This is a genomic window from Actinopolymorpha cephalotaxi (assembly GCF_013408535.1).
Lineage (GTDB): Bacteria > Actinomycetota > Actinomycetes > Propionibacteriales > Actinopolymorphaceae > Actinopolymorpha > Actinopolymorpha cephalotaxi.
This window is the reverse complement of sequence record NZ_JACBZA010000001.1, coordinates 3,578,746-3,605,338: the sequence shown is the minus strand read 5'-3', so window position 1 is coordinate 3,605,338 and position 26,593 is coordinate 3,578,746. Positions and strand designations below refer to the sequence as shown.

At 70.4% G+C, this 26,593-nt stretch carries 21 protein-coding genes; 14 read left to right on the top strand and 7 right to left on the bottom strand.

Annotation, left to right across the window (positions count from 1 at the left end):
• Positions 1–38: 38 nt before the first annotated feature.
• Entirely contained in the window at positions 39–1,649 is a 1,611-nt protein-coding gene (locus FHR37_RS15810; RefSeq protein WP_092879738.1) for a phytoene desaturase family protein, read from the top strand.
• Here FHR37_RS15810 and FHR37_RS15805 read toward each other — a convergent pair.
• Positions 1,634–2,098, bottom strand: a complete 465-nt coding sequence (locus FHR37_RS15805; RefSeq protein ID WP_092879735.1) for an SRPBCC family protein — start codon at positions 2,096–2,098, stop codon at positions 1,634–1,636. The two genes, FHR37_RS15810 and FHR37_RS15805, sit on opposite strands and share 16 nt — an antisense overlap.
• Positions 2,099–2,346: 248 nt before the next feature.
• Here FHR37_RS15805 and FHR37_RS15800 point away from each other — a divergent pair, with 248 nt between their 5' ends.
• Positions 2,347–2,709, top strand: coding sequence for a response regulator transcription factor (locus FHR37_RS15800; protein WP_092879732.1), 363 nt, complete (start codon positions 2,347–2,349; stop codon positions 2,707–2,709).
• A 59-nt stretch (positions 2,710–2,768) separates the two neighbouring features.
• Here FHR37_RS15800 and FHR37_RS15795 read toward each other — a convergent pair whose 3' ends face one another.
• Complete coding sequence (locus FHR37_RS15795) at positions 2,769–3,434, bottom strand: response regulator transcription factor (RefSeq protein ID WP_092879729.1); 666 nt, start codon at positions 3,432–3,434, stop codon at positions 2,769–2,771.
• Between the two features lie 230 nt (positions 3,435–3,664).
• Here FHR37_RS15795 and FHR37_RS15790 point away from each other — a divergent pair, with 230 nt between their 5' ends.
• On the top strand, positions 3,665–5,578 hold the full coding sequence (locus FHR37_RS15790; RefSeq protein WP_092879726.1) for a CHASE3 domain-containing protein: 1,914 nt from the start codon (positions 3,665–3,667) through the stop codon (positions 5,576–5,578).
• A 225-nt stretch (positions 5,579–5,803) separates the two neighbouring features.
• On the opposite strand, the gene FHR37_RS31660 is transcribed toward FHR37_RS15790, so the two are convergent.
• Positions 5,804–6,055, bottom strand: coding sequence for a hypothetical protein (locus tag FHR37_RS31660; RefSeq protein WP_237768509.1), 252 nt, complete (start codon positions 6,053–6,055; stop codon positions 5,804–5,806).
• Here FHR37_RS31660 and FHR37_RS15785 point away from each other — a divergent pair.
• From FHR37_RS15785 to FHR37_RS15775, 3 genes are all read left to right on the top strand, one after another.
• Entirely contained in the window at positions 5,988–7,817 is a 1,830-nt protein-coding gene (locus tag FHR37_RS15785; protein WP_456237029.1) for an alpha-amylase family glycosyl hydrolase, read from the top strand. The two genes, FHR37_RS31660 and FHR37_RS15785, sit on opposite strands and share 68 nt — an antisense overlap.
• Positions 7,818–7,828: 11 nt before the next feature.
• On the top strand, positions 7,829–8,308 hold the full coding sequence (locus tag FHR37_RS15780; protein ID WP_092889107.1) for a pyridoxamine 5'-phosphate oxidase family protein: 480 nt from the start codon (positions 7,829–7,831) through the stop codon (positions 8,306–8,308).
• A gap of 202 nt (positions 8,309–8,510) precedes the next feature.
• Positions 8,511–10,628, top strand: coding sequence for an ABC transporter substrate-binding protein (locus tag FHR37_RS15775; RefSeq protein ID WP_092889110.1), 2,118 nt, complete (start codon positions 8,511–8,513; stop codon positions 10,626–10,628).
• A gap of 4 nt (positions 10,629–10,632) precedes the next feature.
• On the opposite strand, the gene ligD is transcribed toward FHR37_RS15775, so the two are convergent.
• Positions 10,633–12,225, bottom strand: coding sequence for a non-homologous end-joining DNA ligase (gene ligD, locus FHR37_RS31655; RefSeq protein WP_139239193.1), 1,593 nt, complete (start codon positions 12,223–12,225; stop codon positions 10,633–10,635).
• A gap of 189 nt (positions 12,226–12,414) precedes the next feature.
• On the opposite strand from ligD, the gene FHR37_RS15765 reads away from it, so the two are divergent.
• From FHR37_RS15765 to FHR37_RS15750, 4 genes are all read left to right on the top strand, one after another.
• On the top strand, positions 12,415–13,635 hold the full coding sequence (locus FHR37_RS15765) for a cytochrome P450 (protein ID WP_237769085.1): 1,221 nt from the start codon (positions 12,415–12,417) through the stop codon (positions 13,633–13,635).
• Between the two features lie 104 nt (positions 13,636–13,739).
• On the top strand, positions 13,740–13,937 hold the full coding sequence (locus FHR37_RS15760) for a ferredoxin (protein ID WP_092889112.1): 198 nt from the start codon (positions 13,740–13,742) through the stop codon (positions 13,935–13,937).
• A gap of 195 nt (positions 13,938–14,132) precedes the next feature.
• On the top strand, positions 14,133–16,088 hold the full coding sequence (locus FHR37_RS15755; protein ID WP_092889115.1) for a DUF222 domain-containing protein: 1,956 nt from the start codon (positions 14,133–14,135) through the stop codon (positions 16,086–16,088).
• Positions 16,085–16,261, top strand: a complete 177-nt coding sequence (locus FHR37_RS15750; protein WP_175542794.1) for a hypothetical protein — start codon at positions 16,085–16,087, stop codon at positions 16,259–16,261. Before FHR37_RS15755 ends, FHR37_RS15750 begins: the two co-directional genes overlap by 4 nt.
• 92 nt (positions 16,262–16,353) lie before the next feature.
• On the opposite strand, the gene FHR37_RS15745 is transcribed toward FHR37_RS15750, so the two are convergent.
• Complete coding sequence (locus FHR37_RS15745) at positions 16,354–17,196, bottom strand: phosphotransferase enzyme family protein (protein WP_092889118.1); 843 nt, start codon at positions 17,194–17,196, stop codon at positions 16,354–16,356.
• 805 nt (positions 17,197–18,001) lie between these two features.
• Between FHR37_RS15745 and FHR37_RS15740 the strand changes: the two genes are divergently transcribed.
• From FHR37_RS15740 to FHR37_RS15730, 3 genes are all read left to right on the top strand, one after another.
• On the top strand, positions 18,002–19,681 hold the full coding sequence (locus FHR37_RS15740) for a DEAD/DEAH box helicase (protein ID WP_092889121.1): 1,680 nt from the start codon (positions 18,002–18,004) through the stop codon (positions 19,679–19,681).
• A gap of 298 nt (positions 19,682–19,979) precedes the next feature.
• Positions 19,980–21,068, top strand: coding sequence for a Gfo/Idh/MocA family protein (locus tag FHR37_RS15735; RefSeq protein ID WP_092889124.1), 1,089 nt, complete (start codon positions 19,980–19,982; stop codon positions 21,066–21,068).
• Positions 21,069–21,211: 143 nt separating this feature from the next.
• Positions 21,212–22,084: a sugar phosphate isomerase/epimerase family protein gene (locus tag FHR37_RS15730; RefSeq protein ID WP_092889127.1), complete on the top strand. Its 873-nt coding sequence runs from the start codon at positions 21,212–21,214 to the stop codon at positions 22,082–22,084.
• A gap of 163 nt (positions 22,085–22,247) precedes the next feature.
• Here FHR37_RS15730 and FHR37_RS15725 read toward each other — a convergent pair whose 3' ends face one another.
• On the bottom strand, positions 22,248–24,761 hold the full coding sequence (locus FHR37_RS15725; protein ID WP_175542795.1) for a hypothetical protein: 2,514 nt from the start codon (positions 24,759–24,761) through the stop codon (positions 22,248–22,250).
• A 464-nt stretch (positions 24,762–25,225) separates the two neighbouring features.
• Positions 25,226–25,630 (bottom strand): winged helix-turn-helix transcriptional regulator, encoded by a 405-nt coding sequence (locus FHR37_RS15720; protein WP_092889132.1) that lies wholly within the window; start codon positions 25,628–25,630, stop codon positions 25,226–25,228.
• Positions 25,631–25,680: 50 nt separating this feature from the next.
• On the opposite strand from FHR37_RS15720, the gene FHR37_RS15715 reads away from it, so the two are divergent.
• Positions 25,681–26,574, top strand: a complete 894-nt coding sequence (locus tag FHR37_RS15715; RefSeq protein ID WP_237769086.1) for an NAD(P)H-binding protein — start codon at positions 25,681–25,683, stop codon at positions 26,572–26,574.
• Positions 26,575–26,593: the final 19 nt, after the last annotated feature.

Sequence of the window (26,593 nt, the reverse complement as noted above, 5' to 3'; positions counted from 1 at the left end):
CTGACCGGCCGGAGCCGGCCGGCACAGGGAGCGGGCCGATGACCACCGAGGTCGTCGACGCGGTGGTCGTCGGTGCCGGGCCGAACGGCCTGGTGGCCGCCAACGTCCTCGCCGATGCCGGCTGGGACGTCCTGGTGCTGGAGGCGACCCCGGAGCCCGGGGGAGCGGTGCGCACCGCGGAGTTCGTCCGGCCCGGCTTCCACAGCGACCTGTGCAGCGCCTTCTACCCGCTGGGCGCGGTGTCCCCGGTGTTCGCCGACCTCGACCTGGAACTGCACGGCCTGCGCTGGCGGCACGCGCCCGCGGTGCTCGCGCACGTCCTGCCCGACGACCGGGCCGCGGTCCTGCACCGCGATCCGGAGGCGACCGCGGCCTCGCTGGCGGCGTTCGCGCCCGGCGACGGGCCGGCCTGGCTGGCGGAGTTCGAGCGCTGGCAGCGGATCAGCACCGACCTGATCACCGCGCTGCTGCGGCCGTTCCCGCCCGTACGCGCCGGCAGCCGCCTGCTGCGCAGGCTCGGCACCGCGGACGCGCTGCGGATGGCGCGGTTGCTGACGCTGCCCGCTCGCACCCTCGGCGAGGAGACGTTCGACGGCGAGGGCGCCCGGGTGCTCCTCGCGGGCAACGCCCTGCACACCGACCTCGGCCCCGACCACGCCGGCAGCGGTGTCTTCGGCTGGCTGCTGTCCATGCTCGGGCAGGACGTCGGGTTCCCGGTGCCCGAGGGCGGCGCCGGTGAGCTGACGCGGGCGCTGGTGCACCGCCTCACCTCGCTCGGCGGCCGCATCGTCTGCGACACCTCGGTCAGTCAGGTGGTCGTCGCCGGCGGGCGCGCTCTCGGCGTACGAACCGCCGACGGCGGGCTGGTCCGGGCACGCCGCGGCGTACTCGCCGACGTACCCGCCCCAATCCTCTATCACCAACTCGTCGGCGCGGAGCACCTGCCGGCCCGGCTGCTGTCGGATCTGGAGCGGTTTCACTGGGACAACGCGACCGTCAAGGTCGACTGGGCCCTGTCGGGGCCTGTCCCCTGGACCGCCGCCGAGGTACGCGGCGCGGGGACGGTGCACCTCGGCGGTGACCTGGACGCGCTGGTGGAGTACGGCTCGGACCTGTCCCGGTCACGGGTGCCGAGCACACCGTTCATGCTGCTGGGGCAGATGGGGGTCGCCGACCCGACACGGTCCCCGGCGGGTACGGAGACGGTGTGGGCGTACACCCACGTACCCCGCGGTGAACGCTGGGACGCCACGCGGTGCGAACGCTACGCCGACAGCATGCAGGCCGTGATCGAACGCCACGCGCCGGGCTTCGGCGACCTCGTGCTCGGCCGGCACGTGGCCGGCCCGCCCGACCTGGAGGCGCACAACCCCAGTCTGGTGGAGGGGGCGATCAACGCCGGGACGGCGGCCATCCACCAGGAGCTGATCTTCCGGCCGACGCCGGGCCTGGCCCGCGCCGACACCCCGGTGGACAAGCTGTATCTCGCCGGCGCGTCCGCGCACCCGGGCGGCGCGGTGCACGGTGCACCCGGAGCCAACGCCGCCCGGGCCGCGCTGGCCCGGGCGGGTCTGGCCGGCGACGTGTACGCCGCGGCCATCAGGCTCGGTCACCGCGCTGTCTACGGCTCGGGCTACGGCGTGGGCTGACGGCCCGTGCGGACCCGGCCCTCGACGTAGGAGGCCAGCCGGGCCAGTGACTCCTTGTTGCGCGGGGTGAGGAGCAGGCTCTGCGCGACCTTGGGCAGGTGCTGCGCGGGTCCGCGGTGGAGCTCCTCGGTCATCCGGAGCTCGGTGCGGGCCGGGCCGAGCGAGGTGAGGTGGAACCGCACGTGCGCGGCGCCCGCGGGGTAGACGCGGGCCTCCAGCTCCAGGAACTGTCCGGGCTCGCAGCTCAGCACCTTGGTGTCGTCCTGGATGACCAGCGGCCAGGACCCGACGCTGTGGTGGATCTTCGTGTCCGGCGCGGGCCAGCCGGCGTCGACGGCCCGGATGTGGGAGGCGCCCACCAGCCAGGCGGCGTACGTCCACCCGTCGGCAAGCACGTCCCACACCTGGTCGGCCGGTGCGGCGATCGACCGCGTGACCTCGCTGCTCATCGGGGCTCCCTCGTGCGTCTCGTGGCGTGTTGTGATCGTGCAGTGGTCGTGCAGTGGCGTGTTCTGCGCGCCTTCTGCCCCATCCTGCCCGCTCGGGGCAGTTGAGGCATTTCGCGCACGGACGCCGCGCCGACAACCCGCTCCGGCAGCCCGGAGGTCGGTGGGCCGGTTCCGGTCAGGGAGGCTGGCGTCGGCATCTTCCGGGTAGCCGGAATGTCTCGCTCCCCCCTCTTGGGCATGCTGAAGACATGCGCTGCCTCCTCATCGACGACAGCCCGCGTTACCTGCGGGCCGCGCGTGCCCTCCTCGAACGCGAGGGCGTCGCCGTCGTCGGCATGGCCCAGACCGGTGAGGAGGCGCTCGCCCGGGTGGCCGAACTCCGTCCGGACGTGACCCTGGTGGACATCAACCTGAGCGGGGAGAGTGGCTTCGACCTGGCTCGTCGGCTGACGTCGGGCCAACACCACGACGGCCGCCCCCAGGTGATCCTGATCTCCAGCCACAGCGCGGACGACTTCGAGGACCTGATCGAGTCCAGTCCGGCCGCGGGTTTCCTGGACAAGTCGAACCTCAGCGCGGCGGCGATCGCCTCCCTGGTCGGAGCGGACTGAGCCCATCGCGGCCGACCCGCGACCGTTCCGCGTTGGTGTCAACCGGAACTTGCACCCGCCTACGACCCGCCCTGCGAACCCGAGCCCTCGAGGAACGTCAGCACCGCCAGCACCCGGCGGTGGTCGTCGCCGGTCTCCGGGAGACGCAGCTTCGTCAGAATGTGCTGGACGTGCTTTTCCACCGTTCCCTCGGTGACCCACAGATGCCGGGCGATCCCGGCGTTCGAACGCCCTTCGGCCATCAGGGCGAGAACCTCGCGTTCGCGACTGCTGAGGACGTCCAGCGGGTCGTCCCGGCGGCGGGCGGAGACGAGTTCGTGCACGAGGGTGGGGTCGACAACCGAACCCCCCTTGACGATTCGCCGCAGGGTCTCGGTGAACTCGCCGACGTCGGTGACCCGGGTTTTCAGCAGGTAGCCGATGCTTTGCCCGGTGGCGAGGAGTTCCGTCGCGTGCTCCACCTCGACATATGCTGAGAGCACCAGAATCCCGATCTGCGGAAACTCCTCGCGGATCGTCCGGGCAGCCTCCAGCCCCTCGTTGGTGTGGGTGGGCGGCATCCGGATGTCGACCACCACCAGATCAGGAAGAGTTTCGCGAACCATCGTGAGTAGGTCAGTAGCATCACCGGCCTGGCCGACGACCTCGAAGCCCTGGCGGCCCAGCAGGCTCGCCATTCCCTCGCGCAGCAACAGGTCGTCGTCGGCGAGCACCACCCGGCCCATGGCGGCACCGCTGTCAACGGCGGCTTGCTCTGGGCGCTGCCGTGGCGGACGGTCCTGTGCCACCTGGCGCGGTGGGCGCCCGCTCGTGCCGGGGGAGTTCGTGGTGATGCCTCCGAAGATGTACGCAATCGCTCGGTGCGCCGCGCCGGAAGGGCCCGCGGCGAAGTGCCGCGGAGGCCTTAAGGCGAGGCACTCGTTCAGCCTACGTGCGACAGCGAGCAGCTGACCTGATGGCGCACCTGCGGCGAGGGCTGACCGGCCGGCTGGTGGCCGCGAGCTGTGTGCTCGCGGTGCTGCTCGGCTCGGTGTTCGCCGTTCTGCTGCTGGCGGTTTCGGACCAGCGCGACGCGGCCGCGCTGTCGCGGCGTTCCCAGCAGGTCCTGACCACGGCGAACCGCATGCAGGCGCTCGTCCTGGACGTGGAGACCGGCGAACGCGGCTACCTCCTCACCGGCGACCCGCGTTTCCTGCAACCGTGGAGCGCGGCCCGGGCACAGATCCCGCCGGTGGGCGTGCGGTTGACCGACCTCATCATCAACCCGGCCCGGGAGCGGATGGCCCACCAGATCATCCACTCGACCCGGTCGTACGTACGTGACTACTCGGTGCCCCTGGTCGCGCTCGCCACCCGTGACCCGAAGGCCGCCCGCAGCCTGTCCCACACGCTGGAGGGCAAACGGCGGGTCGACGTGATCCGTGCCCAGATCGACCGGTTGTCCGCCTCCGCCCGTGCGGCCACCGTTGCCCGGCAGGAGCGGGCCGCCGCGGCCGCTCGCCGGGCGGAGGTCGCGTCCGTCGTCGGAATGGCCGGCTCCGTGCTGCTGGTCGCGCTCCTCGCGGCGTACCTCACCAGGTCGATCGTCCGTCCGGTGCGGCGGGCCGCGACGATGGCGGGCGAGCTCGCCGCAGGCGACCTGAGCGCCCGGCTGCCCGAGACGGGAGCAGGGGAGATCCGCACCCTGGAACACTCGTTCAACACGATGGGCGAGTCGCTGGAACGCAACCGGGACGAGCTGGCCAAGCTGGTGGAGGAGCAGACGGCCTTGCGCCGGCTGTCCACCCTCGTGGCCCGCGCCGTCCCGCCGGCCACCACGTTCGCCACCGTGACCGAGGAGATCGGGGAGCTGTTCGAGGCCGACGGCACCGCGATGGTGCGGTACGAGGCGGACGGCACCGCGACCGCGGTCGCGCTGTGGGGACAGCGGGACTCCTCCCTGCCCGAGGTCGGTTCGCGAGCGGAACTGGGGGAGCGGACCGTCCCGGCGCAGGTACGCCGCACCGGCCGCCATGCCCGGCTGGACAGCTACGCGGGCTCGCGGGACAAGGACCGCGGGCCGCGTGAGCTCGGGGTGCGTTCGGCGGTGGCCGCGCCGATCGAGGTGCAGGGCAGGCTGTGGGGAGCGCTGACCGCGTTCTCCACCAAGGAAAGGCCACTGCCCAGGGACGCCGAGGCGCGCTTCGCCGACTTCACCGAGGTCGTCGCCCTCGCGATCGCCAACGCACAGGCGCGGTCTGAGCTCGCGGCGTCCAGAGCACGCGTGGTCGCGGCCACCGACCGAGCACGCCGGCGGATCGAACGCGACCTGCACGACGGCGCCCAGCAGCGCCTGGTGTCGTTGTTGTTGGACCTGCGCGGCATCGAGGCGGACATCCCCGACGACCAGGTGCGGGCAGATGTGGCCGAGGTGGCCACCGGGCTCACCGACGCCGTCGAGGAGCTCCGCGAGATGGCCCGCGGCATCCACCCGGCGATCCTGTCCGAGGCCGGCCTGGGGCCCGCGCTGAAGGCGCTGGCCAGAAGGTCCGCCGTTCCGGTCGAGCTCGGGCTCGGTGTCAAGACGAGGTTGCCTCAGCCGATCGAGGTCGCGGCGTACTACGTCGTCGCCGAGGCGCTGACGAACGCCGCGAAGCACGCGCAGGCCTCGCACGTGGAGGTCACCACGTCCGAACGCGACGGCCGGGTGTGCGTCGACGTGGAAGACGACGGGGTCGGCGGCGCGAGCTTCGGCGACGGCTCCGGCCTGGTCGGTCTCACCGACCGGGTCGAGGCGCTCGGCGGCGTGCTCAAGGTGACCAGCCCGACGGGCAGGGGAACCCGGATCCACGCCGAGCTCCCGGTGGGATCCGGCCAGGCCACGTCCTGACCCCTCATGGGGGGGGCCGGAAGTCCCGGGTCCCCCACGCCGGACCCTCACATTCCACCCAATCGTGACGGGCGCGTTCCGCCCATTCCGCACGTACCGGCAGATCGTGGCTCGCGCCTACCAGCCAGCAGGTACGCCAACCTGCCAGAAGGCCCACCCGGCGGATGGCGGCTCGCCGTGACGACTCGGGGCCCTGCCTCGGCCGATGCTTGCAAGTGACGGAGCTCACCTGCGGATCAGGATTCGAAAGGTCGAGGACATGGGAACTTCCCAGCGCACCAGCACCGCGGTGGCGACGCGGACCACGACCCCCGCGACGTTGCCGGCGCACAGGAACGTCACCCGGTCCACCCGCCGGCGGTGCACCCTTCCGCCGGCCCGCGGGTCCGTCGCTCCGCTGCCGACCACCGTGCCCGCGCTGGAGACCTCGGCGCTGCGGCCGATCACCTCGTTCCGCTCCTCCACGTTCGACTCCACCTACTCCTCCATCGACTCCTCGTCGGTGGCGTCCCTGGGCGCGGAGTGGTGGCGGCGGGCGGTTGTGTATCAGGTGTATGTGCGGAGTTTTTGTGATGGTGATGGTGATGGGGTGGGGGATCTGGCGGGTGTGGTGGGGAAGTTGCCGTATCTGGCGGGTCTGGGTGTGGACGGGTTGTGGCTGAACCCGTTCTACGCCTCTCCGGGGCATGACCACGGCTATGACGTGGCCGACCACTGCGCGGTCGACCCGGCGTACGGGTCGTTGGAGGGGTTCGACGAGCTCGTCGCCACCGCGCACGGGCACGGGATCCGGGTGATCCTGGACGTGGTGCCCAACCACGCCTCGATCGCCCACCCCTGGTTTGCTGCCGCCCTCGCCGCCGGGCCGGGCAGCCCGCAGCGGGGCCGGTTCCACTTCGCCGACGGCCAAGGACCCGACGGGAACGAGCCGCCGAACAACTGGCGGTCCATCTTCGGCGGCCCGGCCTGGACCCGGATCAGCGAACCCGACGGCACACCGGGGCAGTGGTACCTGCACACCTTCGCCGCCGAACAACCCGACTGGAACTGGACCCACGCGGATGTTCCGGCGCTGTTCGAGCGGGTGCTGTCGTTCTGGCTGGACCGCGGCGTCGACGGATTCCGCGTCGACGTCGCCCAGGGCCTGCACAAGTTGGCCGGCCTGCCCGACCACCCCGACGCCTGGGCTGACGAGGCCACCGGGGACCCGGTCAACCCGAACGCGTGGAACCAGCCGGCCGTGCACCAGGTGTGGCGTTCGTGGCGCAGGCTCGTGGAGGACTACACCGCCCGTGACGGGCGGGACCGGCTGCTGATCGGAGAGGTCGGGCTGACCGACCCCGCCGCCGTCGCCGACTACACCCGCCCCGGCGAACTCCACCACACCTTCTGCTTCCCCTTCGCCCACGCCACCTTCGACGCCGACACCTACCGCCACGTCATCACCACCGCACTCGCCCACCACCCCGACGGCGTGGCCTGGGTCGCGAACAACCACGACCTCCCCCGCGCCGTCACCCGCCACACCCCCACCCCCAGGGACCGCGACGGCGACGGCGACGGCGACGGTGAGGAGTTGCCGGCCGGTGCGGACCCCGCCCAGATCGGGCTCGCCCGGGCACGGGCCGCCGCCGCGCTCATGCTCGCGCTGCCCGGCGCGGTCTACCTCTACCAAGGCGAAGAACTCGGACTGCCCGACGTCGCCGACCTACCGGTCACCGTCCTCAAAGACCCCATGTACCACCGCTCCGGCGGGACCCGGCCCGGCCGCGACGGCTGCCGCGTCCCCCTGCCCTGGACCACCAGCCCCGACCACCACCACGGCTTCTCCCCACCCGCCACCACCACCCCCGCCTGGCTACCCCAACCCCCCACCTGGGCCGACCTCGCCGCCGACACCCAACACCACACCACCACCTCCACCCTCAACCTCTACCGCCAAGCACTCGCCCTACGCCGCACCATCCCCGACCTCGCCACCACCACCCTCACCCTCCACACCGACACCCCACCCGGGCTCCTCGCCCTGTCCCGCGGCACCCACCTCACCACCTACACCAACACCACCCACCACCCCATCCCCACACCACACCCCCACCCCGGCCAACCCATCCTCACCACCCACCCCACCCCCCACCCCACCGACACCATCCCCCCCAACACCACCGTCTGGTACCACCACGACACCCCCGCCGACGCCGCCTCCACCGCCGACGACGCGGTCACCGAAGCGATCTGAGGGAGCCCGCCATGACGCACATCCAGCAAGCGGTCGAACTCTCCCAGGCCGAATGCCTGCACCTGCTGAACGAGACGTACGTGGGCCGGGTCGTCCACACCCACAACGCGTTGCCGGAGGTCGAGCCGGTGTCTTACGTGATGGTGGGCACGGCCGCCCTGGTGCGCACGGCACCGGGCTCCCCGCTGGCGAACACCCTCGACCAGATGATCGTGGCGTTCGAGGTGGACAGCGTGAGTTCGGACCTGCGTGACGGCTGGACCGTGACCGGAGTGGGCTCGGCCGACCTGGTGACCGACCCGCAGCAGTACCTCACCGGCCGCTCGCTGCCCCCGGCATGGACGCACGGCGACGAGACGTCGGCGTTCGTCCGGATCCGACTGCAGCTGGTCCACGGCCGCCGTCTCAGCACACGACCGGCACCCGTGCCGGCAGGTGCGGACGGGGTGGACTCCGCCCCGGCGGCCTGGCTGTGGACCGAACTGGCGTAGGGCTTCGGGAGCCGTCACCTATGCCTGTCGGCCCGAACCGACCGCCGGAACCGCGGACCCTGACGGCGTGACCGGCGGCGGTCGCGAGGTGGCCGAGACATGACACCGTCCGGCGCGCCGACCCTGCCGTACGTCGCAATCCCTTGCACAGCAGACGAAACCAGACCAATAATCCGGGGCACCTGCGGCGAGGGAGACCACGATGCCCCACGACTTCGGTGGACCGGTCGGCAAGCCCAGCCGGCGTACGGTGCTGTACGCCTCGGCACTGACGGCGGTGACGGCACTGACCGGCGCGTGCAGTTCGAGCACGAAGTCCGGCGAGGGAGGCAAGCCTCGCCCCGCGGGAACCAGCGCCTCGACCAAGGGATCCGAGCGCAAGCCGGTTCCGGTGCCGAGCAAGCTGCGGGAGTCCCCGGCGCTGGCCGCCCAGGTGAAGAGCGGTGCGCTGCCGCCGCTGAAGCAACGCATCCCGGAGAAGCCGTACGTCATTCCGCACCGGTGGTGCACCGAGGGCAAGTACGGCGGGACGATGTACGCGCTCACCGACGCCTCCGACAGCGGGATCATCAACGAGCACCTGTACGGCCGCTCGCCGTTGCGCTGGCTCAACGACGGCCTGGACATCGGGCCCGGTCTGATCGAGTCGTGGGAGTCCGACGACGACGCCTCGACCTGGACCCTGCACCTGCGCAAGGGCCTGAAGTGGTCCGACGGCCAGCCACTCACCGCGGGCGACGCGTTGTACTGGTGGAAGGACATGGTTGTCGACGAGGTGCACCCCGCGCTCCCGCCGGACTCCGGCCGGTCGGGCTCGGGCACGGCGATGAACCTCACCGCGCCGGACGACCAGACACTCGTCCTCACCTTCGACAGTCCGACCCCGCTCACTCCCGCCCTGCTGGCCAACGGTGTGGACACCGGTGACTGGTTCCTGCCGAAGCACTACCTGAAGCAGTGGCATCCCCGCTACAACAAGGCGGTCACGGCGAAGAACTGGTTCGAGAAACACGACCAGCACCTCAACTGGGTGATCGACCCGAAGTGCCCGACGCTGACCGGCTGGCGGACCAAGACCTACTCCGAGGGACGCCGGGTCGTGCTGGAACGCAATCCGTACTACTGGTGCGTCGACCGGTCCGGTGCGCAGTTGCCGTACGTCGACGAGATGGTGTTCAACGTCGTCCAGGAGCCGGAGGTGCGCAAGCTGCAGATCCAGGAGGGCAAGCTGGACTACGTGCACGGGGCGTTCGTGCCGATCGGGCTGGGCGACATCTCCGGCATGAAGCAGACGCAGAACCGGCACAACATGAACGTCTACCTGTGGGACAGCGGTTCGGGCACCGGCTCGGTGTTCTTCTTCAACTACGACTATCCCGAGCCGAAGATGCGCGAGCTCATCCGCAACCCGAAGTTTCGCCAGGCGCTGTCGTTCGCCTTCGATCGTTCCGAGGCGCAGAAGGCGGTCTACTTCAACACGGGGGAGAAGACCACCGGCACCTACAGCCCCAAGGCCCAGGAGTACCAGGGCGAGCAGGGCAGGAAGGTCTACCACCAGTGGCGGGACGCCTACGTCAAACATGATCCTGAGCGGGCGAAGCGGATGCTGGACGAGCTCGGCGCGAAGATGGGTTCGGACGGGAAGCGCAGGATGCCCGGTGGTGAGGACGACCTGGTGGTCCGCATCGACGTGCCCGCCGACGTGAGCGCCGAACACCGGAAGAAGAACGACCTCCTCAAGCGGGACTGGGAGGCGGTCGGTGTCACAGTGAAGATCAACCCGATGGCGCCGGAAAGCTTCGGCGACGCGTGGAACAACGGCCGGCTGATGGCGCAGAGTTCGTGGGAGGTCGGTGACGGACCCGACCACATCACCGGCCCCTGGTGGTTCGTCCCGATCGAGCCAGCCCGGTGGGCGCCGCTGCACGGGCAGATGTGGACGCTGCGGGGCACCGGGAAGGAGAAGCAGCAGCTGAACGTCGATCCCTGGAAGCGCACGCCCCCTCGCGTCGACGCCGAGCCCGGTAGCCCGATCGCGAAGCTGTGGGACGGCTACGCCAAGGCGAAAGGCGAGGTTGACGGTGTGGCGCGGACGAAGATCGTGTGGGACATGATCAAGATCCACATCCAGGACGGGCCGTTCTTCATGGGCACCGTGGCCAACTATCCGCAGGTGACGATGAGCAAGCGCGACCTTCGCAACGTGCCGACCCGCGAGCAGCTCGCGCAGGGCGGGATGGTCAACACCTGGGCGCACCCCACGCCCGCGGTGTACGACCCGGAGGTCTACTTCTGGGACGACCCCGCCAAACACACCTGACGGCTCAGGACTCGCGTACGACGTCGCTCGGCGCCTTGTCCGGCCGCAGCCCACGCCAGGCGGGGTGGCGCAGCCGGCCGTCGCGGGTCCATTCCGCGAAGCGGACCTCGCCCACGAGCTTCGGCGTGACCCACCGCGCGTCCCGGCTGTCCTTCGCCGGCATCGTCCCGGCGAACGGCGACGTCCGGCGTTCGATCCGGCGGGTGCGGTCGGCGAGGTCGGCCAGCATCTCGTCGGTGAAGCCGGTGCCGACCTGACCGACGTACTCCAGTCCGTCCGGGCCGGGAACTCCCAGCAGCAGCGACCCGATGGTGCCGGCCCGCCGGCCCTGCCCCGGCTGCCAGCCGCCGACCACGACCTCCTGGGTACGCGAGTGCTTCACCTTGACCCAGTCCCGCGACCGCCGGCCGGGTTCGTAGCGCGACGTCAGCCGCTTGGCGACCACGCCCTCCAGGGCCTGCTTCTTCGACTCGGCCATCAGCTTCCGTCCGCCGCCGCCGGTGTAGGGCGGGGTGTCCCAGTGCGGACCGCGAAGCTCCAGTGACTCCAGGAGTTCCCTGCGCTGCTCGTACGTCAGGCCGACCGTGCTGCGGCCGTCGAGGTGCAGCAGGTCGAAGATCAGGTACGTCACCGGCGACTGGTCGCGCAACCGGCGCACCTGGGCGGCGTCTCGTACGTGCATCCGCTGTTGCAGGGCGGCGAAGGAGATTCGGCCGGTCTTCGCGTCGAACGCGACGATCTCCCCGTCCAGCACGGCCGGCAACGATCCCAGCGACTCCTGCAGCTCCGCCAGCTCGGGATAGGTGCCGGTGACGTCGAGGTCGTTGCGGGTCTTCAGCCGTACCTTCGTGCCGTCGGCGTAGGCGACCGCGCGCAGGCCGTCCCACTTCATCTCGTAGCCGAACTTCTCGTCGTCGCGGCTCGGCGGCAGCTCGCCCAGGGTCGCCAGCATCGGGCGTATGAGTTCGGGCAACGGCTCCGCACCCGACGTGTTCGCCGAGGTGGCCTTCCTTCCGGGCGTGGACGTACTGCTCGCCGGCGACTGCTTCTTCGCGGACGCCTTCTTTGTGGCGGTCTTCTTCGTCGACTTCTTCGCGGGGGCCGCCTTCGAGTCCGGGTCGGCGTTCTCGTCGGGGGAGTAGTCCATCCGGTGGATGAGCCAGTTCTCGCCCGTCCTGATGAGTACGAAACGGCCCTGGGACCGGTCGCCGTGGGTGCCGTGCAGGACGACCTTCACCTCGCGGTCGGTCCACTTCTCACACTCGTACGTGCCTCGGTCCCAGATCTCCACCGTGCCTCCGCCGTACTCGCCCTTGGCGATCTCGCCGGCGAAGTCGGCGTACTCCAGCGGGTGGTCCTCGGTGTGCACCGCGAGGTGGTTCTTCTTCGGGTCGTCCGGCAGGCCCTTGGGCAGCGCCCAGGAGACGAGTACGCCGTCGCGCTCGAGCCGGAAGTCCCAGTGCAGGCGGCGGGCGTGGTGCTCCTGGATCACGAACGTGTCGTCGTTGCCCTCCGGCAGCGGGCCTTCTGCGGGCACCGGCTCGGCGGTGCGATCGGCGCTGCGCTTGCTGCGGTAGGCGTCCAACTTGTCGGGCACGTGTCCTGTTCTACCCCGGTGCGCCGGGCGACGCGAGCAGTCCGCTCGGGCCTTCCGCGAGAGTCCGCGCCTCTCCGGTCTGCGTACATCAAAAGAATTTTTACACTGGTTGTACTTTCGGTGCGCCGGGTGTTTGCTGGAAGGGAGAAGCGCAGTTCGAACGATGATCCGGAACGTAAGGAGCACGTGATGGCGAAGACCATGCCGACATCCGTGGCGCCCATGCCACCGGTGGACGGCCTCCCCGTCGAGCGATCCGACCCGTTCGACCCACCCGCGGTTCTCGCGGCCTTACGCGAGGAACGCCCGATCAGCCGGTTGCGCTACCCCGACGGCTCGCAGGGCTGGCTGGTGACGAGCTATCCGCTCGCACGTGCGGTGCTGGCCGACCCGAGGTTCAGCCGGCGGCGGGAGCTGCAGCGTGCCCCGCGCCGGATCGCCTTCGAGGAGGAGCACCCCGGCCCGTCCGAGCCGGGCTTCTTCATCGGCATGGACCCACCCGAGCACACCCGCTACCGGCGCCAGTTGACCGCCCACTTCACCGTCCGGCGGATGCGGGACCTGGAGGACAGGATCGCCCGCATCACCTCCGAGCACCTGGACGCGATGGAACGCCACGGTTCGCCGGCCGACCTGGTGGCGGAGTTCGCGCTGCCGATCCCGTCGCTGGTGATCTGCGAACTGCTCGGCGTTCCGTACACCGACCGGGAGAAGTTCCAGCACGACACCAGGGTGCTGCTGCACCTGGAGTCCAGCTTCCAGGAGGCGATGGGCGCACTGGTCTCGCTGCGGGAGTACCTCCACGGGCTGGTCGTACGCAAGCGGTCAGCGCCCGCCGACGACCTGATCAGCACGCTGATCGCCGACGGTGCCCTGAACGACGAGGAGATCGCCGGGGTCGCCGTGCTGTTGCTGATCGCCGGGCACGAGACCACTGCCAACATGCTGGGGCTGGGTACGTTCGCGTTGCTGCGCCACCCCGACCAGCTCGCGGCGCTGCGCGCGGATCCCGCACTGGTGGAGAACGCCGTGGAGGAGTTGCTGCGCTACCTCACCATCGTGCACATCGGGCCCACGCGGGCCGCGCTGGAGGACGTCGAGCTCGGCGGTGAACTGGTGCGGTCCGGCGAGGTCGTCACCCTGTCGCTGCCGGCCGCCAACCGCGACCCGGAACGCTTCGACGAACCCGACGAACTCGACCTGCGCCGTTCCGCCACCGGGCACCTGGCGTTCGGGCACGGCATCCACCAGTGCCTCGGCCAGCAGCTGGCGCGGATCGAGATGCGGACCGGGTTCAACCAGCTGCTGGCGCGGTTCCCGAATCTCCGGCTGGCGGTGGAGCCGGAGGACGTGCAGCTGCGAACCGACATGGCCATCTACGGCGTACACAGCCTGCCGGTGGCGTGGTAGCCGCGCGGTTCGGTCCGAGCGGTTGGGTCGCTACGGTGGGCGGCACGCAGGTCTGCGGGTAGCGGTTCGCCGGGTAGCGGTTCGCCGGGTACGGGAGGTGACGGATGAGGATCAATGTCGACCGGGACATCTGTTGTGGTGCTGGGATGTGCGTACTGACCGCGCCCGACATCTTCGACCAGAGCGACGAGGACGGACTGGTGGTGCTGCGCCGCCAGCCCGAGGCCGCCGAGGCCGACGTCGCGCGGGAGGCGACGCAGTTGTGCCCGACCGGTGCGATCAGCGTCGCCGACGAAGGATGAGCGGCCAGGGCTGACGGCGTGGAGCTGACGGTCAGGCGTTGACGAGGGGGCGGCGCATGCGTCGCCCCTTCGTTGTTCTTCTCCGTCGGCCGCCAGCCGCCGTCGCCGTGACCAGGTTTTTGTCCACAGGTGGCGGATCGGCTTGCGCTTGTGGACAAAGGGTGAGCTGTCGGTGGCAGCCTGTAGAGTTCGAACATGCATTCGACGATGCAGGAACCTCCGGGCTGGGACGGCGGCACCGACGCCGAACAACGCCTGGAGGCTGCGCTCGTTCAGGTCCGCACCGTCGTCGGTGACGCGCTGGCCGCGCCGATGCTGTCCTTGCGGCCGGAGAGGCTGGGCCGGCTGCTGGAGCTGCACGGCGTCGACGAGGCGATGATGGCCGCGCTGAAGCTGGCGATGGTGGCCAGGGCAGATGCCTGCGACGCCGCCAAGACGACCGGCGCGGTGAGCACCAGGGTGTGGCTGCGTACCACCCAGCGGATGTCGGTCAAAGATGCCAGTGCGACGGTGAATCTGGCCAGAGACCTCGACCGCACCGTGACCCTGACTGCCCGGGCCCTCGGGCGTGGGGACATCTCGTTTCGGCATGCGCAGGTGATCGCGTTCGCGATCAAGGACCTGCCCACCTGGGTCAGCCCCGACCAGCTCGTCGAGGCGGAGAAATTCCTGATCGCCGAGTCGAAGCGGCGTAACCCCGACGACGTGCGGGTGCTGGGACGGCACCTGCTGCAGGCGATCGCACCCGAAGAATGGGAGCGGCGGCTGGGTGAACAGCTGGCCAAGGAAGAAGCCGCCGCCGAACGCAAACGGTCGCTGTGTTTCATGGCCAATGGGATCCCCGGTTCGGAGACCGTGGTGATCAAGTTGCCGGTGGTGGAGATGGAACAACTCCGCAAGATCATCGAGGCGCTGGTCGCCGCGGACACCCGCCCCGACGACCGCCCCCTGGACCAAAAGCGCGGGGACGTGTTCGCCGACCTCGTCACCCAGTGGGCGCAGCAGCAGGCATCGCCCAACCGCGGCCGCGGACGGGACTGCGTCACCGTCCTGATCCACCTGCACCAACTCATGAACGGTATCGGGTTCGGCACCATCGACGACCTCAACCCCGTCCGCCCCATGCCCTGCGGCTGCCAGACCCCCGACGCCAAACGTCAGAACGCCAAGCGCAAGGCCCGCGAGCACACCAAGCGCAACAAGAGCTCTGCGTCGGAAGGTCCCAGGTCGAGCACGACTCCCTGCGACACAACGGACGCCGGCCCCGGCGAGCGTGCCGGCGATGGCGAGAGCGTCAAGCCCGACAAGGCCGAGACCACCAAGCCGGGTAGGAATCCCGGCAGCAACGGGGCCGTCACGTCTGAGGACGCCGAGCCCAGCAGGAACGGCGAACCCAGCAACGCCAATCGCAGTGAGAACGCCGACGACACCGGGACGGACGCCCAGCCGGGCCGGGCAGTCACCGACCCGGACGACCCGGACGACCCGGGCGACCCGGCCGGCACCGGCGAGGGTGCGGTGCCGACCGGTACCAGCGCTCCGGAGGCGGCTCCCACTGCCGCGGAGACCACAGCGACCGCCCTGGAACGTGAACCGGACAACGAGAAACCACCAGCCGACCAGCCGGACCCGCCGGCCGGGGTCGCGGAGCGGATACCCGCACCGCGAGAACCCGGCCAGCCCCCACAACCGAACACCGCCACCGGAATCCAACCCGAATCGGGAATTGAACCCGACCCGGAAACTGAGCCGGGACCTGGATCCGATCCGGGACCAGACACCGGACCCGAGAACTGCGACCTCGTGGCAGAAGAAGACGACGCCGACGACGACGAACCCGAGGAGGGTGCGGCGGGGCCGGAGGCTGCCTTCGACCCCACGACGGGTGCAGCAAGTGCGGTGGTGGCGGATCGGCTCGCATCACCGGACTGCGCGGAGAGCCGCTCTCGGTGGCCACGATTCGGCGGATGGCGTGCGACGCGAACATCATCCCGGTCGTCCTCGGCGGCAACGGCGAGGTCCTCGATGTCGGGATGGCCGACCGGTTCTTCACCGAAGCCCAACGCCGCGCCCTCGCGGTCCGTGACGGGTCCCACTGCCACTTCCCTGAATGCCAGGTCCCCGAACGACTCTGCGTCGCCCACCACATGACGGCTTGGGACGACTTCGGGCCGACCGACCTCGCGAACGGAGTCCTCTTGTGCAAGTCGCACCACACCTTCGTCCACCACAAGGGCTGGACCGTCCGCATGGGCGACCACGGCCACCCCGAGTACGTTCCTCCGGAGTGGGTGGACGTGCGACAACGAATCATCCGCCCGTGACCGCCACCGACGCCGGACGACGCTGTCTCTACGTTCGACGGTGTGTCCACGTACGACGCCGTCCCCGCGCCCGACGGTCAGGGGGAGGCGCGTCAGGAGTAGGCACGTTGCATCAGTCCGTGCAGGACTTCACGGGTGCCGGCGGCGAAGCTCAGGTTGCCGTGCTGAGTCGACCAGATGAGCTGCCAGGTCACGGTCAGCGCGTGCCCGTGGACGAGGTGTCCGAGATCGTCGCCGGTCAGCATGTGCCCGTACCCCTCCAGGAACGCATCGCGCAGGTCGGGCCGCCCCTGCCACGGTCCGAAGAACAGCTTGCCGAGGTCGGCCACCCACGCATCCGGGCGAGCCCACTCGAAGTCGATGGCGTACAGATTCCTGCCGTCCAGGAGCCAGTTGCGCGGACTGTAGTCACGGTGGCACGGCACAGTGGGTGGGCTCGGGAGCCCTTGCAGGCAACGGATCTCCGAGCGTGCGAAGGCCGTCTCCGCCGGGTCGAGGAGCCCGTCGGAACGCGCGAGCCACTCCTCCAGCTCGGCTTCCTTCGCGGCCGCGTAGTCCGGATCCGGCGTGAACTCCTCCGCGTCGTGCAGGCGGCGCAGCAGCGTTCCGCCCAGGCGGTGCAGGCCGGGAGTGTGGTCGGGCACGACCCTCCCCGGTACCGCCGACAGCACCAGCGTGCGCCGTTCGTCGTCGTACGCGTGCAGTTCGGGAGCGTTCGGCCGCAACGCGGGCACCCATCGGAGGTACGCGGAAAGCTCCCGGTCGTACTGCTCACGGCGCTGATGGCGCTTCGCGAACCACCGGCGGCCGGACGCGTCACCGATCTCGAGGACCGTGGCACCGCGATGCGGCCAGCTGTGCTCGCGCACGACGGTGCACGGACCGAGGACGGCCTCGACATAGGAAAGATCGATCGCCGCGGGTGTGTCGGTCATGGGAGACCTCGCAGTAGGGGAGGGAAGCGCGGACAAGGAGGACGGGAGTGGGCCACGTGCGACCACAGATGCGCGGGACGAGGTGGGCCGGCAGGGGATGCCGCCGAACGAACGGGGCAGAGAAGTGGCCGCAGAACGAGTTGGCCGCGGCGAAGTGGCCGCAGAACGAAGTGGCCGCAGAAGGGGTGCGCCAGAAGCGGTGGGCCCGAAGAGTGCACCAGAAGGGCCGGCCGCAGAGGAGGTGCGCCGGAAGAGAGGTGGCGCGGAGAGAGATGCGTCCCAGTGGAGTCGCCTACCGGCGGTCGCAGCCTGATGTTAGGGCGTTCACCAGCTCGCCGACAACACCGCCGCCGCGACAGCCGCGACAGCCGGAACAGCCGGAACAACTGTGACAGGGACTTCGATCATTTGCGGGACAACGCGATCATGCCGGGTCGATCATGGTGGGACGTCCTTCTCGGTGACGGAACTCCCGCCTGGTTGAGGACAGCCACTCGATCTTCTCCCCTGGCTAGCTCAACGGAAGAGCGGGCGATCCGGCAAGATCGTCCTGTCGCGGTTCGACTCCGTGGCCAGGGTCTCTCGGCAACCGCGGGGTCCCTCCGGGACGGACGAGCCGGCGTCACACCTGCCGGTGACACATCTGCCGGTGACACAGGGTGGTCACCAGGGGAACTGCGCGTGCCTTTCCGGCCCGCCGTGCCAGTCGTGCGCGCAACTCAACCGTCGGCGGGGGAACATGAACCCTGACGTCGCCGCGACGCTGGGACACTCGTGCCCGGACCCTGAGGAGCCTGACCTGACCATGACCGTGCACGAATCCGACAACCCGACCAGCTTCGCCGATCTCGGCCTGCGTCCGGAGCTCCTCCACGAGCTGACCAGCCTGGGGTACGAGGAGCCGACGCCGATCCAGCTCGCGGCGATCCCACCGATGCTGGCCGGACGGGACGTCCTCGGGCAGGCGGCGACGGGCACGGGCAAGACGGCTGCGTTCGCGCTGCCGACCCTGCAGCGAATGCCCGGAAGTGATCGCGGCACGGCGCCCACCGCGCTCGTCCTGGTCCCCACGCGGGAGCTCGCCGTGCAGGTGTCGGAGGCGTTCCACCGGTACGGCCGGGGCATCGGCATCCGGGTGCTGCCCATCTACGGCGGTCAGCCGATCGGCCGGCAGCTGCGCTCGCTGTCCCAGGGCGTCGACGTCGTGGTCGCGACGCCGGGCCGCGCCCTCGACCACATCGGTCGCGGCACTCTCCACCTGGACGGCCTGACCACGGTGATCCTGGACGAGGCCGACGAGATGCTCGACATGGGGTTCGCCGAGGACATCGAGGCGATCCTGCAGGAGACGCCGGCCGAACGCCAGACGGTGTTGTTCTCGGCGACGATGCCGCCCCGCATCGGCGGAATGGTCAAGCGCCACCTGCGCGACCCGGAGCGGATCGAGATCGCGCGGCACAAGCCGGAGCCCGGCGAGGCGCCGCTGGTACGCCAGGTCGCCTACGTCATTCCGCGGGCGCACAAGCCGGCGGCGCTGGGCCGGGTCCTCGACGTCGAGTCGCCGACCGCGTCGCTGGTCTTCTGCCGTACGCGCGAGGAGGTCGACCAGCTCGCCGAGACGCTGAACGGCCGGGGCTACCGCGCGGAAGCCCTGCACGGCGGCATGAGCCAGGAGCAGCGCGACCGGGTGATGGGCCGCCTGCGCAGCCGTACCGCCGACCTGCTGGTGGCCACCGACGTCGCGGCCCGCGGCCTGGACATCGACCACCTCAGCCACGTCGTCAACTACGACGTGCCGTCCGCGCCGGAGTCCTACGTCCACCGGATCGGCCGGGTGGGACGGGCTGGCCGGGAAGGCGTGGCGATCACGCTGGCCGCGCCGCGCGAGCACCGGATGCTGAAGACGATCGAACGCGTGACCGGCCGCAAGATCGCCGTCGAGAAGATGCCGACGGTCGCCGACCTGCAGGCTCGCCGGCTGGAACTCACCCGGGCCGCGCTGCAGGAAAGCCTGATCGAGGACGACCTGGAGCACTTCCGCGTCGTGGTGGAGACCCTCACCGACGAGTTCGACGTGATGGAGGTGGCGCTGGCCGCGGTCAAGCTGGCGCACGAGGCCATCGGCGGCAGGATCGACGAGGACGAGCCGGAGATCCCGAACGCGACCCCGGAGTCCGAGGGCGACCGGCGCAGGGGAGACGGCGGGCGCCCCCAGAGCGGCCGTGCACGGGGCCGTGGCGGAGCTGGCATGACCCGGCTGTTCGTCGGCCTCGGCCGGCGCGCGGGAGTGCGGCCCCAGGACCTGGTGGGAGCGATCGCCAACGAGTCCAGCCTGCGTGGCCGGGAGATCGGTGCGATCGAGATCACCGACAATTTCTCGCTGGTGGAGGTACCGGAGACCGCGGCCAACGAGGTCATCGCCGCGCTGCGGTCCACGACCGTGAAGGGCCGGAAGGTCAACGCACGCAGGGAACGCTCTCGCTAGCACCGGTCCCGCGAAGGCCTGGTCGGTTCCACCGGGTGGCGTGACCACATCCACCGACCGCACCCACCGGCCGCATCCACCGACCGGACCCGACCCGGCCGGAACCGGCTCACCCCGGCGCCGCCCCGACCCTGACGGGGTTCGTACGTCAGGAATCGGACAGGCCTGCCCGCCCACACCCTGCTAGCGTCCAAGGAACGGTTCCGGCCCGCCTGGTGACCACCGCATCGCGAAGGGGCGCGAGGTAGCGCCGAGCCGCGACAGCCGATCCGACGACACTTCAGGGTGGGGATGCGGGATGCCGGCGACGACGACGGTCGGAGTCATCGGGTGCGGACAGGTCAGCCACATGTACCTCCCGGTCCTGGGCCGGATGCCGGGGGTCGAGGTCGCCGCGGTGGCCGACGTCGACCAGGAGCGGGCGAGGCAGGTCGCCACGAAGTACGACGTGCCGCAGGCGACGAACCCGCGGTCGGTGCTTGACAACGCCGACGTCGAGGTGGTCGTCAACCTCACCCCGATCGCGGTGCATGTCGAGGTGAGCAGGGCGGCGTTGACAGCGGGCAAGCACCTGTGGTCGGAGAAGCCGCTCGCCCCCACGCTGGATCAGGCGCGGGAGCTCCTCGCGGCCGCCGAGCAGCGCGGGCTGGCGGTGGGATGCGCTCCGGACACCCTGCTGGGCTCGGGATTCCAGGCCGCGCGGGCCGCCCTGGCCGACGGCGCGGTCGGCTCGCCATTGTCGGCGAGCGGGCTGATGTTTCGTGGGGCGATGGGCGGGGCGAGCTTCTACACCGAGGGCGCGACACCGATCCTGGACATGGCGCCGTACTACTTCTCCGCGCTGGTCAACCTGTTCGGCCCCGCGGTGCGGGTGAGCGGCGCGGCCCACATGCTCGGCGCGGGGGAGCAGCCGACCCGGCCGCCGGCCGGCGCGGCGATCGCCACCGCCGCGGTGGTGGAGTTCGAGAACGGGCTGCTGGCGAACACCGCGCTGGTGTGGGGCACCGACCATCCACGCGAGGTTCCGGTGCTCACCGTCTACGGCAGCGACGGCGAACTCGCCGCGCCGAACCCGAACAACTTCGGCGACCCCGCGTACGTTCGGCGGTACGGCGAGGACTGGCAGGAGGTTCCGGGCAGCCGGCAGCCGGCCGACCTCCCGCACAACCTGCGCGGGCTCGGCGTCGGTGAGCTGGCGGCCGCGGTGCGGGCCGGCCGCGCACCCCGCGCCGGCGGCGACATCGCCTGCCACGTGGTCGAGCTGATCACCGGCCTGGTCCACTCGGCGCGCACAGGTGAGCGGGTGGAGCTGACCACGACGTGCACGCCGGCGCCGCCGCTGCCGGCGGAGGAGCGAGCGGCCCTGCTGGGCCAGGACAGCTCCTGACATCTACTGACAGCTGCTGGCATCTGCTGACAGCTGCTGCCGGCGAGCCGGTGCCGGAACGACAGGCAGGCAAGGGTTTTCGGGATGATCCGCAGTTGTGCCGGGTTGCCCGAGGGACATTCGAGGTGCATGGAGGAGGCGGGATGAAGGTCGACCTGGGCTGTGGCCAGATCACGTGGCGAGGTGTCCCGGAGGAGAAGGTGCTCGCCGACATCGCCGAGGCCGGTTACGCCGGTGCGCCGCTGAGCGCCCACGGCGGACGTACGGCCGAACAGATCGCGCAGATCTGGGGCGGATACGGCCTGGCGCCCGCGCCCGGCTACTTCGGCGGCGACTTCTGGGAGGCGGACCGGCACGACGAGTACGTCGCCCAGGCGGGCGAGCACGCAAGGATCGCCAGCGACCTCGGGGTGCACGAGGTCTACGTCTCCGCGGGCGGGTTCAACACCACCACCCGGTCCGGTCGCACCCGCCGGGACGTCGCCGCGCACGCGGGCCCGGACGATGCCCTGCCGGAGAAGGAGTTCGGCCAGTTGGTGCGGACCGTGGACGCGATCGCCCGCGCGACGCTGGAGTACGGCGTGCGGTCCTGCTACCACAACCACGTCGGCACTTTCGTGGAGACCGAGGACGAGATCGAGCGGCTGCTGGCCGCGGTCGATCCGGAGGTGCTGTTCCTCGGCCCCGACACCGGCCACCTCGCCTGGGCGGGCGTCGACGTGGTGGAGTTCACCCGCCGGCACGCCGAGCGGATCAAGACCGCGCACCTGAAGGACATCGACGTCGCCGTACGAGACCGCGGCCGCGAGGCCGGCTGGGACTACTCCACGTTCGAGAAGCACGCGATCTGGGCCGAGGTGGGACACGGCGAGGTCGACTTCGCCACGATGTTCTCCCTGCTGGACCAGGCCGGCTTCGCCGGCTGGCTGATCGTGGAGACCGACGTCACCCAGCGCGAGACGCCGTTGGAGAGTGCCCGGATCAGCCGGGACAACCTCCGCGCCCTGGGCGTCTGACCGAAGGGCACTCGTCAAGCCGACATTGATGACAAGGCGCCGTTGACGACAAGGCGACGTCGACGACAGGACGATGTGACGGGCCCGGGTGGTCGTCAGGCCTGACGACCACCCGGGCCCCGTGTACGGGCTGATTCGGCTACTGCCTCGGCTACTGCCTCGGCTACTGCCTCGGCTCGGGCACGTACCGCAGCAGGCGGTTCGCGTGCCGGATCAGGTAGATGTTGCCGTAGCCGTCCTCGGCCAGGTTGAACGCCTCGATGGACGAGCTGAGCACCGTGACCGCACCGCTACGCGGGTCCAGCCGGAAGAAGTACTTCTGCCGGATGGCGCCGTAGATGTAGCCGTCCTTGGCGGTGATCAGAGTCCCGTCGTACGCCGTGATCCGGGTGTTCGGGTCGTACGTCAGGTCGGGGAAGGCGTTGCGGCCGCGCGCGAACGTCCGGCTGTCGGGGTCGAACTGGAAGATGTGGTTCTGCGCGAGCAACCACACCTTGCCGTCCGGTGCGGTGGTCAGCCCGGTGATCGCCCGGATCCCGCGTACCGGCAGGTCGTACGTCGTGGCCTTCTCGGTCGCCGGGTCGAACACCAGCAGCTTCGCCTCCGCCTGGGTCGGGTCGGCGCCGAGGCCGCCCCACACCAGCGAGCCACCGAAGATCAGCCCGCGCGAGGCGGTGAGGCTCACCAGGCTCTGCTCGGGTACGACGTTCTTGTACACCGTGCAGCTGCCGTCGGCGGGATCGAACACGCTGAGCGCACCGGCGTTACGGCCGTAGATCGCCATCGTCCCGGCCCACACCTTGCCGTACGCGCCGAGCATGCCGTAGGGGCGGTCCTGTTCCTCGTGCAGCTCACAGTCGGTGCGGGGCCCCTTGCCCGCGGCCGCGGTGGCCGGGTCGAACGACTTGATGAACGCACCCGGATACACGCCCTGGTAGATCCGGTCGCCGAGCACCGTCATGCCCTCGGCCTGGCCGTAGCCCGCGCTGTTGGGCACCAGGATCTGCTGGTCCTGCCGCATCGGGCTGTAGACCCCGAGGCCGCCGACGAGGTAGCCGGCGTTGTAGATCTTCCCGTCCGGCCCGCCGACAATGGTCTCGATGTCGGCCACGGCCTTGGGCAGCGCGGCGACCTGGGTGATGGTGAGCTTGCCGGTCGGGATGTTGTACCTCGCGACGTACCCGCTGGAGTTCGTACCCACCAGCGTGTCGCCCGGATAAGCGTCCTGGTCGGCGAGGTGCAGCACCGTCCACTGGCGGGCCCAGATTCCCGTGTTGGCCTTGAGATCCGTCTCGGTTCCGGACGCGATGTCGTAGCTGAACAACGCGCCGCTCTTGGCGTAGTAGACCTTTCCGTCCACCGCGTTGGAGACACCGGGGAACGACAGCCCCGGGATGTCCGTCACCACCTCGCCGTGGATCGCGCCGTCGGCACCGACCGAGGCCTTCAGCACCACGAGGTGGTCGTCGCCGTGGTCGTCGGTCACCCGGGCGAACGCGTGGCCGTCGTCGGCGGTGAGGTTGTAGACCCAGGGGTACTTCGCGTAGCTGCTCGGCAGGAGTTCCACGCAGTCACCCACGCCGTCGGCCCGGCAGGCCACGATGTGCGAGCTCCCGCCGGTGCCGGCGTAGACGATGCCGGTGGTCTGGTCGTAGCCGATGCTGCGGACGTACTGGATGCCGGGCAGGATCGGCCGCGGGCCGATCTGGGTGTATCCCTTGCCCGGCGTGTACTTCCACACCCCGCCGGAGGGGAAGCTGCCGCCGTAGACGCTGCCGTCGGGCGCGCCGGTCACGCCGTAGAGGAAGCCGTCGCCGGGCACCGGTTCACCGAGGTCGACCACCTGGTCCGCACCCGGGGTGTAGGAGTACAGATGGCCGTTGACGCCCGGGTCGGCGTAGTTGTACGCGCCGATGTAGACCGTGCCGTCCGGCGTGGAGGTGGCGTTCCACGCACCCATGGCCTTCGGGATCGGGATGTCCAGGGTGACCTCGGTGGTCACCAGGTCGATGCCGACGAGATGGGCGTCGAAGCCGTGTCCCCCGGTGAGGGTCGTGTAGGCGGTGTCGCGGCCGTGGCCGTCGGTGCTGTACGCCGTGCCGTTGGCGGTCGCGTTCACCTTGACCTGGTTGCCGAGGTCGGTGAACCGCGCCGACACCAGCACGTCGTCCACGAAGGTCTCGCCGGTGGTCGCGACGACGATCCGGGCGGACTTCGCGGCCGCCGGCGCCTTCGCGTCGGCGCGCATCGTGGCCGGCTGCTCGTTCGCGGAAGCTCGGGCGGACCAGACCTCACCGACCGTGCCGCCCGCGGAGTCGAGGTAGCGCAGGCCGATCGCCGCGCCGCCGTGCGCCGCCCGCACCGTGGCGAACGCGGTGTACGTCGTACCCGCCCGTACGTCGACCGGTGCGCTCGCCAGCGCGGGCATCACGCAGGCGCGGGCGGGAGTCAGCCGGGCGGACGCGGTGCCGGACTTGGGGAACTGCGACACGACCGTGACGGTGCCCTCGCACGCCGGGCCGGCATCGTCGCCGTGCCGGCCGGACTGCACCGTCCATCCGGTCAGCCCGGACTCGAAACTGTGGTTGGGGATCAGCAGATCCCCGTCGGCGACGGGTTCGCTCGCCGCGGCTTCGCTCGCCGCGGTTTTGCCGGCGGCGGGATCGGGCGCGCTCACCGGACCCACGGTCGTCGGACTTCGGCCGGTTGCACCGGCGGCCCCGGCGGTACCAGCGAGCACGGACGTGAACAGCAACGCGGCCGCGCCGGTGAGCGCGACCACGGACGGGACCTGACGAATGGCTCGGCGCATCGGCACTCCTGCACAGTTCGCCCCCGGCTTTCGGGCTGGCGTCGGGCATCGGGCCGTTCGAAGTTTCGGACCCGACCTAAAAGAACGCCCTCACGCTAGGCGGCGGCACGGGCAACTGTCGACAGGTCGCGGGCGGACATCACTGGCCTGATCCGGACTTCGCGCCAGGGGCGGGCTGCTCGTTCGGCGGGAGGTGATGGTCGCACTGAGGGGGTGAGCTTCGGAGCGGACCCGGTCGGCGTCACCGACGGATGCCGACGGATGCCGACGGATGCCGACGGATGCCGACGGATGCCGACGGATGCCGACGGATGCCGACGGCGCCAGGGTCAGCCTCGACGGCCGGGAATCCGATCCTTGGCGTCGTAGTCCTGCCGGGCCTGTTCCACGCTGTCCAGGTTGACCGACCAGTGGGCGAGTGCTGCGAACAGCGGCGCCAGACTGCGTCCGAGTTCGCTGATCTCGTACTCCACCCGAGGCGGAACCTCGGGGTGGTACGTGCGTACGACGAGCCCGTCGCGTTCCAGCTGTCGCAACCGCTCGGTCAGCACCTTGGGCGTGATGGTGGCGATCCGCCGCTGGAGTTCCACGAACCGATGCCGCCCGTGTTCGTTGAGTGTCCAGAGGATCGGAGTGGTCCAGCGGCTGAAGACGATGTCGACCACGGGAGCGATCGGGCAGGCCTGCTCCGGGGCGACGTCGACGGGAGCCGCCGGAGCCTTGTTGCTGGTCACGTCGGGCCTCTCCCTCCAGTACTTTCCTCTAGGTACCTACTATCCCGGCGATGCTAGCTTCCGTTGAACCCACCCAGGGACTCGACAACCAGAGACTCGACGAAACGGGAGCGAACATGATCGTGGTGACCGGAGCCACGGGCAACGTAGGACGGCCACTGGTGCAGGCACTCGTGGCCGCCGGCGAACAGGTGACGGCGGTCTCCCGCCGGATCTCGGTGGCCGACATCCCGCCGGGGGTGCGGCACCTCCAGGCCGACCTGCTCGACCCGGGTGGACTCGTGCCGGTGTTCGACAACGCCGAAGCGCTGTTCCTGGTGACCTCCGGCGACTTCCTCGCGGCCGGCGGCAGCGCAGGGGCCGTCCTCGACGTCGCTCGGGCCGGAGGAGTACGCCGGGTCGTTCTGCTGTCCTCGCAGGGCGTCGCCACCGGAAGGCATCCCTCGGCCCTGGAGGATCCCGTCACGCGGTCGGAGCTGGAATGGACCCTGTTGCGGCCTGGCGGGTTCGACTCCAACACCCTGCGGTGGGCGGAGACAATCCGCACGCAACGGATGGTTGCCGCACCGTTCGGCGATGTCGCCCTGCCGACCATCGACCCGGCCGACATCGCCGAGGTGGCCGCCGTGGCCCTGCGAGGCCCCGGCCACGTCGGCAGGGCCTACGAACTGACCGGACCGGAGCCGGTCTCACCTCGGCAACAGGCAGCGGCGATCGCCGACGCACTGGGCGAACCGGTCCGGTTCGTCGACCAAACCCACGCGGAGGCTCGGGAGCAGCTGCTGCGGTTCATGCCCGAGCCGGTCGTGGAGGCCACTCTCGACATCCTGGGCAACCCCACCAGCGGTGAGCAGCGGGTCAGTCCCGACGTCGAGCGGATTCTCGGTCGCCGGCCGCGCACCTTCGCCGAGTGGGCAGCACGTAACATCGCCGCCTTCAAGTAAGGCCGGCACCCGACAGTGG